The sequence below is a fragment of the Leisingera sp. ABM4_103 genome (genome assembly GCF_056158685.1).
This window is the reverse complement of record NZ_JBSWTU010000005.1, coordinates 36,201-48,927: the sequence shown is the minus strand read 5'-3', so window position 1 is coordinate 48,927 and position 12,727 is coordinate 36,201. Positions and strand designations below refer to the sequence as shown.

At 64.8% G+C, this 12,727-nt stretch carries 10 protein-coding genes; 3 read left to right on the top strand and 7 right to left on the bottom strand.

Features of this window, described 5'->3' with window-relative positions; genetic code table 11:
- Positions 1–315: 315 nt before the first annotated feature.
- Positions 316–939 carry a DnaJ domain-containing protein gene (locus ACXAED_RS01880; protein WP_421054641.1) on the bottom strand — a complete coding sequence of 208 codons (624 nt, stop codon included), beginning with the start codon at positions 937–939 and terminating at the stop codon, positions 316–318.
- Between the two features lie 106 nt (positions 940–1,045).
- On the opposite strand from ACXAED_RS01880, the gene ACXAED_RS01875 reads away from it, so the two are divergent.
- Entirely contained in the window at positions 1,046–1,300 is a 255-nt protein-coding gene (locus ACXAED_RS01875) for a BolA family protein (protein WP_475046465.1), read from the top strand.
- An 82-nt stretch (positions 1,301–1,382) separates the two neighbouring features.
- Here the strand turns inward: ACXAED_RS01875 and ACXAED_RS01870 are convergent, their stop codons facing one another.
- From ACXAED_RS01870 to gatB, 3 genes are all read right to left on the bottom strand, one after another.
- Entirely contained in the window at positions 1,383–1,844 is a 462-nt protein-coding gene (locus tag ACXAED_RS01870; protein ID WP_475046464.1) for a DUF4177 domain-containing protein, read from the bottom strand.
- Between the two features lie 170 nt (positions 1,845–2,014).
- Positions 2,015–3,256: a peptidase T gene (gene pepT / locus ACXAED_RS01865; protein WP_475046463.1), complete on the bottom strand. Its 1,242-nt coding sequence runs from the start codon at positions 3,254–3,256 to the stop codon at positions 2,015–2,017.
- Between the two features lie 307 nt (positions 3,257–3,563).
- Complete coding sequence (gatB, locus tag ACXAED_RS01860; protein WP_475046462.1) at positions 3,564–5,075, bottom strand: Asp-tRNA(Asn)/Glu-tRNA(Gln) amidotransferase subunit GatB; 1,512 nt, start codon at positions 5,073–5,075, stop codon at positions 3,564–3,566.
- Between the two features lie 292 nt (positions 5,076–5,367).
- Between gatB and ACXAED_RS01855 the strand changes: the two genes are divergently transcribed.
- Positions 5,368–7,734: a Tex family protein gene (locus ACXAED_RS01855; protein ID WP_475046460.1), complete on the top strand. Its 2,367-nt coding sequence runs from the start codon at positions 5,368–5,370 to the stop codon at positions 7,732–7,734.
- Positions 7,735–7,770: 36 nt separating this feature from the next.
- On the opposite strand, the gene ACXAED_RS01850 is transcribed toward ACXAED_RS01855, so the two are convergent.
- From ACXAED_RS01850 to pepN, 3 genes are all read right to left on the bottom strand, one after another.
- On the bottom strand, positions 7,771–9,057 hold the full coding sequence (locus ACXAED_RS01850; protein WP_475046458.1) for a hypothetical protein: 1,287 nt from the start codon (positions 9,055–9,057) through the stop codon (positions 7,771–7,773).
- 161 nt (positions 9,058–9,218) lie between these two features.
- Positions 9,219–9,677: a hypothetical protein gene (locus tag ACXAED_RS01845; RefSeq protein ID WP_475046456.1), complete on the bottom strand. Its 459-nt coding sequence runs from the start codon at positions 9,675–9,677 to the stop codon at positions 9,219–9,221.
- Positions 9,670–12,234, bottom strand: a complete 2,565-nt coding sequence (pepN, locus tag ACXAED_RS01840) for an aminopeptidase N (protein WP_475046454.1) — start codon at positions 12,232–12,234, stop codon at positions 9,670–9,672. The genes ACXAED_RS01845 and pepN overlap by 8 nt, the downstream gene beginning before the upstream one ends.
- Before the next feature lie 125 nt (positions 12,235–12,359).
- Between pepN and ACXAED_RS01835 the strand changes: the two genes are divergently transcribed.
- The gene (locus ACXAED_RS01835) at positions 12,360–12,566 is read left to right on the top strand and encodes a hypothetical protein (protein ID WP_475046453.1); all 207 of its coding nucleotides are present in this window, start codon (positions 12,360–12,362) and stop codon (positions 12,564–12,566) included.
- Positions 12,567–12,727 lie beyond the last annotated feature (161 nt).

Here is a 12,727-nt window from a genome sequence, read left to right as displayed (position 1 = left end):
GTTGCCGGCGCCCGCGAAGCTTTGGGGGGGGTAGGCTGCGGCCGGCACATCTTTGCCTAACCGGTCACGGCAGGGCGGGTCAAAGAAATAAAAAGTCTATCTATAATTTTCGGCGAAAGACCGCCCATCGCCAGCTTCAAAGCGCAGCACAGCGCGGCCGGCAGCAATAATTACGGGATCGGGCGGTGAGCGGCTGATGAGGCCGGTTCAAACCGGTCAGCAGCCAGGCCAGGGAAATCAGCTCCAGGCACGGGCCCGCAGGAAAGAAAAAGAGCGGCCCCAGGCCGCCCTCCGCAATTCGGTGATCTGCCGCGCTCACTTGAAGCTGCGGCTGTCCTTGATCTGATCCCAGGCCCACATGACCTCCTGCAGCTGTTCTTCCTGGCTGCGGTCGCCGCCGTTCATGTCGGGGTGAAGCACCTTGATCAGCTTCTTGTAGGCCTTGCGGATGTCGGCCTTGGACCAGTCGTCCTTGGCTTCCAGGATCTCGATCGCCCGGCGCTCGGTGGGGGGCAGGCGGCGGCCGGTCTTGGCGGCGCGGCCCGGGTTCTGGGTGGCATTGGCGCCCAGCACCTGATGCGGGTCCTCGATGCCCAGCCGCGCCCAGGCACGGGCCTCGGGGTCGCCCATCGGCTTGGTCTCGCGCTCCCAGACCTTGTCCTTGGAGCGCTGTGCGTTCAGTTCCGCCTCGGTGGTGCCTTCGAAGAAGTTCCACTTGTTGTTGTACTCGCGCACGTGCTCCTGGCAGAACCAGTAAAAATCATCCAGCACGTCCGGCGCCTTGGGGGCGCGGAACTTGCCTGCTTCCTCGCAGCCCTCCTTGTCGCAGACGCGGGTAGAGGTTTCGGAAGCACCCGTGGCTGCGCGCCGCCCGCGCGGGTTCTTCTTCTTGGCGGAGCGGACGGACATATCGAAGCCAAAGGGATCGGATTTGGTCATGGGCGCACCTTCTAGACGCATCTGTTCGACTCGGAGGCAGCAGTTTAGTCTAAGGGGCGCCAGATTGAAGGGGGCGCGCGGAAAAATTTACGGGGATGAGCGGAAAATGAGCGTGAAGCAGGAAATGGAAGCGGCGCTGCAGGCGGCCTTTGCGCCGAGCGCGCTGGAGGTGGTGAACGAAAGCCACAAACACGCGGGCCACGCAGGCGACGATGGCTCGGGCGAGAGCCATTTCGCGGTACGGATCCGCACCGGGGCCTTCGAGGGCATGAGCCGGGTGGCGCAGCACCGCGCCGTGCACAAGGCGCTGGGGAATATCGTGCCGCGGATCCACGCGCTGGCGCTGGATACCGGGGCCTAAGGCCGCGCGGTGGCGGGCGGAACCGTCCGCCCAGCAAACAGCGGACCGGCAGGGCGGGCAATCCGCCCGCCGTTTCCCCGCGCTACTTCTCGTCGTCTTGCAGCCCGGCCCGCTTTTTCAGCGCGGCGGTCATCCCGGACACTGGGCTGAGTTCTTCCACGCCGTCGTCCGCCTGCATCTTCGCGGCGCCGGGCCCGGGAACAGGAGTGGCGCCGGCAGGCGCCTCGGGATCGCCCGCAGTGGCGGTCAGCGGCGGCTCGCCGGGACGGGAGAGCACGTCAGCAGCGGGCGCCCGGTCCGCCGCTTCCGCGGCAAGGGCGCGGCGGAACACCATGACGTTGCGCCAGTTCGTGCTGGAGCCGGTCAGCCCGGAGCGCTCCTCGCTCGGCAGCAGCTCCGCGCGCTGGAACTCCCAGCCGTCGGCGGCCATCTCGTTCAGCAGGATTTCGATCGAATTGGCAAAGCGCGCCTCGGGTGTCTTCACGCCCTTCGCCTTGGTGCCCTTGGCGGGGGCGGGGACAACCTTGTACTCAAATGCTTGCATGAACGTCTCCTGTTTCGGCCCGCAGCTTTAGCGGAAAGGGGGGAGCGGTCAAGGGGCCGGAGGGGCAGCCGGTGTGCGGCGGCCCGCCGTTTTCCGGCGCGGAAAACGGCCCGGAAAACACGTGCTTTACGAGCCGGAATTTTCGCAAAATTCCGGGACCCGCAAACGGTTCAGCCCTCCGCCGCGGCCATCTGCACCAGCGTCAGACAGACTTCCGTGGCCTTGGTCATGTCCTGCACCGAAATCCATTCCAGCGGCCCGTGCACATTCTGCATGCCGGTGAAGATATTGGGCGTAGGAACCCCCAGCTCGGTCAGCCGCGAGCCGTCGGTGCCGCCGCGGATCGGGGCCGATACCGGCTCGATCCCATGCGCGCGGCAGGCTTCCAGCGCCAGCTCCACCGGGGTCATGTCGTTTTCCAGCCAGTAGCGCATGTTGCGGTATTGCGGGTAGATTTCGCAGGTGATCTCCGCCCGCGGCTCCGAGGCCTGCACCGCGCCGCAGACCTTGCGCAGCAGGTCGCCCTTGGCGGCCAGCCCGTCCAGTTCAAAGTCGCGTAGGATCAGCTTGATCTCCATCTCCGACGAGCCTCCGTTCAAATCGGTGATATGAATGAACCCCTCACGGCCGTCAGTGGTTTCCGGCGTCATCGTGGCCTGCGGCAGCGTCTGCACGATCTTGGCCGCCAGATGCGCGGCGTTCACCATCTTTTCCTTGGCCCAGCCGGGATGGATCGACACGCCCTTGACGGTCACCACCGCCCGGTCGGCAGAGAAGCTCTCATAAACGATCTCGCCCGCGTCGCCGCCGTCCAGCGTATAGGCGAAGTCCACGCCCAGATCCTTGGGCAGCTGCGCGCCCACGCCGCGGCCGATTTCCTCGTCCGGGGTGAAGGCGAGGCGGATCTTCGGGTGTTTGATCCCGGGGGTTGCCAGCAAGTGCCGCGCCAGGGTCATCACGATGGCAACGCCCGCCTTGTCGTCAGCCCCCAATAGGGTGAGGCCGGAGGCGGTAATCAGGTCATCGCCCTGTTTGGAGGCGAGGTAGGGGGATTTCTGCGGCGACAGCACCAGATCCGGGTTGTCGGGAAAGCGGATATCGCTGCCATCGTATCCCTTGATCACCCGCGGCTTGACGCCGGTTGCGTTGAACTGCGGTGCAGTGTCGACATGGGCGAGGAAGCCAATCGCCGGCCCCGGCGCGGTGGCGGGAACCGTGGCCAGCACCACGCCATAATCCGTCAGTTCCACATCCTGCGCGCCGATTTCCTTCAGCTCAGCCACCAGCAGGTTCAGCATATCGAACTGGATTTCGGTGCTGGGTGTCGTCGCTGAGGTCTCGTCGCTCTGGCTGTCGATGGCGGCGTAGCGGACCAGACGGTCCTCGAGTTCCTGGTCGAAAATGCGGGTCATGAGGCCTCCGGGGTTTTGGGCGGAGCAAAGCCGCTGGCGCGGGGAAGGTCAAGCGGCGGCGAATATGACGGGGTAGTGAGCGGGTTTTTTGTAAGCGCGAAGGGCAGCGTCTGACCGCGGGTGGGGGCAAAGCCCCCGCCCATGGGGGCGGTCGGGGGCTGTCCGGCGTGCCGCCGGACGGAAGATTGGAAATGACACCACCCGGTGCACAGGGGGTGTACAGGGGGTGCACGCATGTCACCCCCGTTCCGGCACGAAAAAGGGCGCCGCGAACGACGCCCTTTTGAATTTCGTTTTCCGGCTGGGATCAGCCGCCCAGTTTCTTGGCAACCAGCTCGTTCACCGCCTTGGGGTTGGCCTTGCCGCCGGTGGCTTTCATCACCTGGCCGACGAACCAGCCCGCCAGCTTCGGGTTCACCTTGGCCTTCTCCACCTGCGCCGGATTGGCGGCGATGATCTCGTCCAGGGCGGTCTCGATGGCGCCGGTGTCGGTCACCTGCTTCATGCCGCGCTCCTCGACGATCTGCGCCGGGTCGCCGCCTTCGGTGTACACGATCTCGAACAGGTCCTTGGCGATCTTGCCGGAAATCGCGTCCGAGGAGATCAGGTCGATGATCCCGCCCAGCTGCGCGGGGGAGACCGGGGATTTGGTGATCGCGTGGTCCTCTTTCTTGAGGCGGCCGAACAGCTCGTTGATCACCCAGTTTGCGGCCAGCTTGCCGCTGCGGCCCTTGGCGGTTTCCTCAAAGAAGGCCGCCGATTCCACATCTGCGGTCAGCACCGAGGCGTCATAGTCGCTGAGGCCGAAGTCGTTGATGAAACGCGCCTTTTTTTCGTCCGGCAGCTCCGGCAGATTGGCGGCGATCCCGTCCACCCACTCCTGTTCGATCTCCAGCGGCAGCAGGTCGGGGTCGGGGAAATAGCGGTAGTCATGCGCTTCTTCCTTGGAACGCATGGAGCGGGTTTCACCCTTGTCCGGGTCATAGAGCCGGGTTTCCTGCACGATCTCGCCGCCGCTCTCGAGGATGGCGATCTGGCGGCGCGCCTCGACCTCGATGGCCTGCTGGATGAAGCGCATCGAGTTCATGTTCTTGATCTCGCAGCGGGTGCCGAGATGGGAGAAGTCCTGGGTCTCCTGGTACTTCTCATAGGCGCCCGGCAGGCAGACAGAGACGTTGACGTCAGCGCGCAGGTTGCCGTTCTGCATGTTGCCGTCGCAGGTGCCCAGATACTGCATGATCTGGCGCAGCTTGGCGATATAAGCGGCGGCTTCCTCCGGCCCGCGGATGTCGGGGCGGGAAACAATTTCCATCAGGCAGACGCCGGTGCGGTTGAGGTCGACAAAGGACATATGCGGGTCCATGTCGTGGATCGACTTGCCCGCGTCCTGCTCCATGTGGATACGCTCGATCCGCACCGTGCGCGCGGTGCCGTCGCCGAGCTCCACCAGCACTTCGCCTTCGCCCACAATGGGATGATAAAGCTGGGAAATCTGGTAGCCCTGCGGCAGGTCAGGATAGAAATAGTTCTTGCGGTCAAAGGCCGACCACAGGTTGATGTCCGCCTTCAGGCCCAGGCCGGTGCGCACCGCCTGTTCGACGCAGTATTCGTTGATCACCGGCAGCATGCCGGGCATCGCCGCGTCCACGAAGGCCACGTTGGAGTTCGGCTCGGCGCCGAACTTGGTGGAGGCGCCGGAGAACAGCTTGGCATTGGAGCTGACCTGGGCATGCACCTCCATGCCGATGACCAGTTCCCAGTCATGCTTGGCGCCCGCGATCACCTTGGGCTTGGGGAGTTCATATGTCAGGTCGAGCATGGTTTTCCGCCGTATCCGAATGTCCTTGGTTGGCAAGCGTTCTAGGCCCGCTGGCGGGCAGGGGCAAGGGGGCAGGTGGCGGAGAAAACTCTTCGCAGTGCGGATCCTCCTTAATTTGCACGGGCTGTAAGCCCGGGCAGCGCCCGTCCGCCCCCATGGGCGGGCGCTTCGCTTCCGCCCGCGGACGGGCGCGGCCCTTCGCGATGGTTCGCCTGAGCCCGATTCAGCCTCTTGGCGGGGTGCATCAGGAGGGCTAGAACTGGCAGCCCGAGCAGAATTTAAGGAGGCCGCCTTGGACACATCCGCCCGCATCAGCCAGACCATTGCCACGGAAATCGGCGCCGCCGCCAAGCAGGTGAGCGCTGCCGTCGCGCTGCTGGATGAAGGCGCCACGGTGCCGTTTGTCGCGCGCTACCGCAAGGAGGCGACCGGGGGGTTGGACGACACTCAGCTGCGCACCCTGGCGGAGCGGCTGGAGTATCTGCGCGAGCTGGAAAAGCGGCGGGCGGCAATCCTTGAGTTGATCAAGGGGCAGGACAAGCTGACCGACGATCTGGCCGCCTCCATCGCCAAGGCGGAGACCAAGGCGCAGCTGGAGGACATTTATCTGCCCTACAAGCCCAAGCGGCGCACCAAGGCGATGATCGCCCGGGAGAACGGGCTGGAGCCGCTGGCCGATGCCATCCTGGCCGACCGCAGCGCCGACCCGGAGAAGCTGGCGGAAGGGTACATTACCGAGGCGGTGGCCACGGTGAAGGACGCTTTGAATGGCGCGCGGGATATCCTGACCGAGCGGCTGACCGAAAACGCCGCCCTGCTGGGCCGGCTGCGGGACTTTCTGCAGAAGGAGGCTGTGCTGACTGCCAAGGTGGTCGAGGGCAAGGAGCAGGAGGGCGCCAAGTTCTCCGACTATTTCGCCCACACCGAGCGCTGGGCGGATGTGCCCTCGCACCGGGCGCTGGCGATGCTGCGCGGCTCCAACGAGGGCGTGCTGACGCTGGACGTGGGGCCGGAGCCGGAAGAGGGCGTGGCACGGGCCGAGGCCATGGTTGCGGCGGAACTGGGCGCGGGCGGCAATGGCCCGGGCGACAAATGGCTGCGCAAGGTCGCGGGCTGGACCTGGCGGGTGAAGCTGAGCCTGTCGATGATGCTGGAGCTGATGGGCGATCTGCGCGGGCGGGCACAGGAAGACGCCATTCAGGTTTTTGCCCGCAACCTCAAGGACCTGCTGTTCGCAGCTCCGGCCGGTGCGCGGCCGACCCTCGGGCTGGACCCGGGCATTCGCACCGGCGTCAAGGCGGCAGTGGTGGATGCAACCGGGAAACTGGTGGCGACTGAAACGTTATACCCGTTCCAGCCGAAGAACGATCTGCGCGGGGCGCAGGTTTCTGTCGTCAAGCTGATCGCAGAACACGGCGTCGAGCTGATTGCCATCGGCAACGGCACCGCCAGCCGTGAGACCGAGCGGATGGTGACGGAGGTGCTGAAACACCTGCCTGCCAAGATCAAGGCGCCGACCAAGGTGGTGGTGTCGGAGGCGGGCGCCTCGGTCTACTCCGCCTCCGAGCTGGCGGCGCGGGAGTTTCCAGATCTGGACGTGAGCTTGCGCGGGGCAGTGTCGATTGCCCGCCGCCTGCAGGACCCGCTGGCGGAGCTGGTGAAGATCGAGCCCAAGAGCATCGGTGTCGGCCAGTACCAGCATGACGTAGACCAGCACAAACTGTCGAAATCGCTGGAGGCGGTGATCGAGGATGTGGTGAACGCGGTGGGCGTGGACCTCAACATGGCCTCAGCACCGCTCCTTGCTCATGTCTCCGGCCTTGGCCCCGGGCTGGCGGAGTTGATTGTGGCGCACCGCGACATGAACGGCGCGTTCGCCTCGCGCAAGGAGCTGTTGAAGGTCGCGCGTCTTGGCCCCAAGGCGTTTGAGCAATGCGCGGGCTTCCTGCGCATCCGCGACGGGAAGGAGCCGCTGGATGCGTCCTCGGTGCACCCCGAAAGCTATGATGTGGCGCGCAAGATCGTGGCCGCTTGCGGGCGCGACATCCGCCAGATCATGGGTGACGCCGCGGCGCTGGAAGGCCTGCGGGCAGAGGAGTTTGTAGGCGGCGATGTCGGCCTGCCGACTGTGCGTGACATTTTCCAGGAACTGGAAAAGCCGGGCCGCGACCCGCGCCCGTCTTTTGTGACTGCCTCCTTCAAGGACGGGGTGGAGGAGATCACCGACCTGAAGCCCGGCATGGTGCTGGAGGGCACGGTGACCAACGTCGCGGCCTTTGGCGCTTTTGTGGACATCGGGGTGCATCAGGACGGGCTGGTGCATGTGAGCCAGCTGGCCGACCGCTTCGTGAAGGACCCGCATGAGGTGGTGAAGACCGGCCAGGTGGTGAAAGTGACCGTCACCGAGGTGGACGTGCCGCGCAAGCGGATCGGTCTGACCATGAAGAAAGACGGCGGTGCGTCCGCCAAGGAAGAGCGAAATGCGCGCGGCCCGGCCAAGGCAGCAGGCCCGCGCCGCGGCGGCAAGCCCGGCGGCCCTCAGGGCGGTAAGGGCAGGATGTCTGCTGGACCCAAGGGCGGCCAGGGCAGGGATCAGGGCTCAAGCCAAAGTACAGGCGCGCTGGGCGCGGCGCTGATGGACGCCTTCAAGAAGAAATGACGACACGGGGCTTCGGCCCCGTCTTTTGCAGGGCGGTTACGCGGGGCTGAACTCCAGCCCTTCTTCAGTAAAGGCAACCTTCTGGCCGCCTTCGATCTCCTCGCGGAACTGTGTGGCGATGGCCTGCAGCGCGCCGGCATGGCCGCGGGCGGCAAACCGGCTGAGCGAAGTGATGCGGGCGCTGTTGTCGAACCCCTCAGCGGCATGGGCCCAGACCAGCGGATGCAGCTCCTTCAGGTGGTCGCGGATCAGCCAGCCGGCGGCCGCGGCGATCTTGAGCCGCGGCAGGTCGGCCTGAATGTTCTGGCCCTGGTCCCTGCGCAGGGCGACGCTGCAATAGGCCGCCAAGAGGTTGATCATCTCCTGTGACGGGTTGGCCTGAACGATGTCCCTCAGGCCGTCGAGGAAGAACCGGGTATCGACCCGGGCGCAGGCCTGGTCGTCGATGGCGATGGCGTCGAAATAGACCCAGGTGTAGCCGCCAGCGCCCCAGGTCTGTGCGGTGCGCGCGGCGGTGCGGCGGGCCTCAAGCTCCAGCGCCGCATAGGAGCCGGACCAGCGCGGCAGCATATGGGTGCCAAGGGTGCGCATGTGGCGGTGGTTGGCGGGGGCCAGGTCGATCAGGGCAGCAAAGGCATCCGCCACCGGCAGGGTGCCGCCGCTGTTGCGGGCAAAGAGGGCGCATTGCGCCGCCTTGAGGAAGGGGCTGTCCTCGCTGTCCTGGGCGATCGGCTCCAGCAGGGCGGCGGCGCGGTCGAAATGCGCGGCACAGCGGCGCTGGCTGGAGGCTGGGGCCGCAGGCGCATTGCCGGGGCCGCGCCAGGCCCAGCCGATGTCGATATGGGCCAAGGCCACCAATGCGGTCAGATAGGGGTCGTTGCGGTGCTCTGCCCGCAGCGCCTCGAACGCCATCAGGCCGCGGATCAGGCTGCGGTTGCTCGCGTCCTTCTGCTCGGCCAGAGCATTTTCGGTGGCATTCACCACGTCGGCGCGGGCGCCATAGGCGATGAGATCGGCCAGCGGCAGGCCGCAGCGGGCCGTGGCGCGGCTCAGGTCGGCCTCGCGGATCTCGCGGGAAAGGTCTTCCCAGCGTTCCTGGCGGGCCAGGAACTGGCCGCGGTCCTGGGCTTTCAGGCAATCGGGATCACCTTGGGCGCTGCAGACCGGGATCGACAGGCTGTCCTCAAGGGGCCGGTTCAAAAGCGTGCCGGCGGGGCCGGAAGAGGGCGTTAGTTCGGGGCGGCTGGCAGGCAAAGAGGTGCGGGACACCAGACCTGAAATCCGGGAAAGAAGTTCTTTTGCCTGTCGAGACTGTGTGAGCATTTTTGCTTCCTGAAGAGTGGCAGCTTATCGTTGATCTCAGTTTCCTCAGGTAATGGGGCGCAAAGATGGCGGCAGTAGGGAAGTTCCCGCGCACAGGCGGTTAAATGCCCATCAATCTGAACAATCCGAAGTTGTTTTGGCGGGGCTTTGACGGAAGGCGTTCAAAACGCGGTGAAATGGTGCCGCTCCGTGCGCAGCCCGCGCTTCTGGAATTCTGCGTCCGCTTCGGCGTGGGGCGGGGTTGCCTCCTGCGGCAGGCGGATGCGCTTGCCGCTGCGCAGGATCAGCGTGGCGCGCACCGAGAAATCCCAGCGGGTGTCAAAGCGCACCCGGTCAATCTCGCTGAGATGGGCTTCACCGCTCAGCCCGCCGCTGAACCATTCGATCCGACTTTGCGATATTTTAAGCCCTGCCAATGGGTTGCGGATCAGGTCCCAAAGGGCGGGCAGCACCGGCAGGGCCAGCAGGACCACCAGCCACAGGGCTGCATCCAGCACCAGCCGCAGCACCAGCAGCGCCGCCAGCCAGCCGCCCGCTGCCAGCATGGCAGCCGGGGAGCGGCCCCGGCGGGAGAAGCTGTAGTCCTCCGCCGGGGCAGGTGTTCCAGGTGCGTCAGTCATCCAGGATCCGGGTCACCATTTCGGTGGTGTCGCGGCTCAGGCCTTCTGTACGCGCAATGCGGGTCAGCTGGGCGCGGATCAGCGACTGGCGGCCGGCGTTATACCGCTTCCAGGTCTGGAAGGCGGCGCACATGCGGGCGGTGGTCTGCGGGTTCAGCTTGTCCAGCGCGATCAGGTTTTCGGCGAGCAGCTGATAGCCTTCGCCACTGGCATGGTGGAAGCCCGCATGGTTGCCCGCCAGCGCCCCCATTACCGCGCGGAAGCGGTTCGGGTTCTTCATGTCAAACAGCGGATGGCGGGTAAGCTCAGCGGCGGTGGCGGCGGTCTTCTCCGGTGCGGCACAGGCGATCTGCAGGGCAAACCATTTGTCCATCACCAGCCGGTCGTCCTGCCACTGATTAAAGAACGCTTGGCTTTGCGACTCGCCCTTTTCCGCCTTCATCAGCGCGCCAAGTGCGGCGTATTGCTGGGTCATATTGTCCGCTGCCTGATACTGGCGCGCGGCCTGCTCGCCGCCGTCGAGACGGGTCAGCAGCGACAGGATGCGGCCGTTGAGGGCACGTTTTCCGGCGCCCTCGGCGTCCGGGACATAGGGGCCATCAACCGTAGTCGCGGCATAGAGCCGGGGCAGGCTGGTTTCCAGCTGCTGCGCCAGGGTCTGAGCAAAGGTCTCTGCCGCATCATAGATCTTTTGCGGATCGGGGGTGAAACCGCGCTCATGCAGGGTCTGGGCGATGTCGGACTGGCTGGGCGGCGTCAGCACCAGGGCGCGGAAGGCCGGGTCCTGATCGTCGTCGCGCACCAGTTTCTCCAACGCGTCCAGATAGGCCGCATCGGGTGCGGCCCCGTCCAGCACCATCGCCACGCGGCTTTCCTTGGCCAGCGCGTTGCCCGCCTCCCAGCGGTTGAACGGGTCGGTGTCATGGGCCAGCAAAAAGGCCCGCTCGGCGTTGGTGGTCTCGCGCTCCAGGATCACCGGGGCAGAGAACTCCCGCAGGATCGAGGGCACCGGTTTGGAGGCGAGGCCTTCGAAGGTGAAGCTTTGCTTCGCTTCCGTCAGCTCCAGCACCTGCGTGCCGCTTACTTCGTCGCCGTTGGGCGACAGCAGGCCCACGGCCACCGGGATCACCCGCGGATCCTTCTCCGGCTGGCCGGGGGTCGGTGGCGTCGATTGCTCGAACGTCAGGGTATAGGAGCCGTCTGCATAGTCCTCGGAGACCTTCACCCGCGGGGTGCCCGCCTGGCTGTACCACAGCTTGAATTGGCTGAGGTCGCGGCCGGTCGCGTCCTCGAACACTTTCAGCCAGTCCTCGATGGTGCAGGCCTGGCCGTCGTGGCGCTCGAAATAGAGCTTCAGCGCCTTGTAGTAGTTCTTATCCCCGACCAGGCGCTTCAGCATCCCGATCACCTCGGCACCTTTCTCATAGACCGTGGCGGTGTAAAAGTTGTTGATCTCCTGGAACTGCTCGGGGCGCGGCGGATGGGCGAGGGGGCCGTTGTCCTCCGGGAACTGACGGGCGCGCAGGGTGATCACGTCGTCGATCCGCTTGACCGGCTCAGAACGCATGTCGGCGGTGAACTGAGCGTCGCGGAAAACGGTCAGCCCTTCCTTGAGACACAGCTGGAACCAGTCGCGGCAGGTGATGCGGTTGCCGGTCCAGTTGTGAAAGTACTCATGGGCGATAATCGCCTCAATACGTTCGAAATTGGCATCTGTGGATGTCTCAGGCGACGCCAGAACGCAGGAAGAGTTGAAAATGTTCAACCCCTTGTTCTCCATCGCGCCCATGTTGAAGTCATCAACGGCGACGATGTTGAACAGCTCCAGGTCGTACTCAAGCCCGTAGACGTCCTCGTCCCACTTCATCGACTTCTTCAGCGCCTCCATGCCAAAGGCGCATTTGCCCTCGTCGCCGGGGCGGACCCAGATGTTCAGTTCCACCTCCTTGCCGGATTTGGTGGTGAAGCTGCCCGGATGGTTCACCAGATCGCCCGCCACCAGCGCAAACAGATAGGCCGGCTTCGGCCAAGGGTCATGCCACTCGGCCCAGCCCTCACCCTGGCCGATCGGGTTGCCATTGGAGAGCATCACCGGCTCGTCGCCTTCGATCCGCACGGTGAAGGTGGACATCACGTCAGGGCGGTCGGGGTAATAGGTGATCTTGCGGAAGCCCTCGGCTTCGCACTGGGTGCAATACATGCGGTTGGACATGTAAAGCCCCTCCAGCGCGGTATTGCCGGCCGGGTTAATCTCCACTTCGGCTTCCCAGGTGAATGGGGCGCTGGGCACCTCGCATTTGAGGCCGCCTTCCACCAATTCCGGTGTCACCTCTTGGCCGTCGATCTTGGCAGAGATCAGCTGCAGCTCCTCGCCATGCAAAAAGAAGGTCTTGTCCGCTGCATCCGGCTTGGGCGCAAAGCGGATCTTGCTGAGAACGCGTGTGGTTTCCGGTGCCAGGCGGAACGTCAGATGGACGCTTTCGACGTCATATCCGAAGGGCGTGTAATCCTTCAGGTAAAAGGTCTTGGGGGCGGTGGCGGGGCTTGCATCGTTCACGGCGGAACCTCGTTTTTTTGGAACCGGAGCGGGGTCCGGCACGTAGTTACCATAGTCGTAGGCAACACCGGGCGGAGCGGCAAGCCGTCCTGCGCCTCAATTTGTTTTGGAAAAGGAGTTCAGCCATGTCCGCGCCGGATACCAACGTCGACCGTCAGACGGAGAAGCACAAACCCTCGCTGCTGGGGATCGGCGCGGTTGTCGTCTTTGCGGTGATTGCGCTGGGGCTGTTTCTGCTGATGGTGTTCGACCGGGGCGGCGAACAGGACAAGGTGGAAACACCTGCCACCGCCGCCGAGGTGCAGGCGGTGATTGACGGGACTGCGGACTGACAGGCTGCCTGACTGTGTGATTTTCCGGGGTGTGCAGGGCGGCCTGTGCACCCTTGATGCGTTTCAGGTGCCCGCAGCTGAAGCATATTCGGAAATCTTTTCGGCACTTTCTTGAAAAACAAGAAATTGCGTTTGGTTTCACCGATGGGCTGTTTTGTTGC

Excerpts from the sequence above, each read along its gene's own strand:
- ACXAED_RS01880 (WP_421054641.1), bottom strand. The coding sequence starts at position 939 with ATGACCAAATCCGATCCCTTTGGCTTCGATATGTCCGTCCGCTCCGCC.
- ACXAED_RS01875 (WP_475046465.1), top strand. The coding sequence starts at position 1,046 with ATGAGCGTGAAGCAGGAAATGGAAGCGGCGCTGCAGGCGGCCTTTGCG.
- ACXAED_RS01870 (WP_475046464.1), bottom strand. The coding sequence starts at position 1,844 with ATGCAAGCATTTGAGTACAAGGTTGTCCCCGCCCCCGCCAAGGGCACC.
- pepT (WP_475046463.1), bottom strand. The coding sequence starts at position 3,256 with ATGACCCGCATTTTCGACCAGGAACTCGAGGACCGTCTGGTCCGCTAC.
- gatB (WP_475046462.1), bottom strand. The coding sequence starts at position 5,075 with ATGCTCGACCTGACATATGAACTCCCCAAGCCCAAGGTGATCGCGGGC.
- ACXAED_RS01850 (WP_475046458.1), bottom strand. The coding sequence starts at position 9,057 with ATGCTCACACAGTCTCGACAGGCAAAAGAACTTCTTTCCCGGATTTCA.
- ACXAED_RS01845 (WP_475046456.1), bottom strand. The coding sequence starts at position 9,677 with ATGACTGACGCACCTGGAACACCTGCCCCGGCGGAGGACTACAGCTTC.
- ACXAED_RS01835 (WP_475046453.1), top strand. The coding sequence starts at position 12,360 with ATGTCCGCGCCGGATACCAACGTCGACCGTCAGACGGAGAAGCACAAA.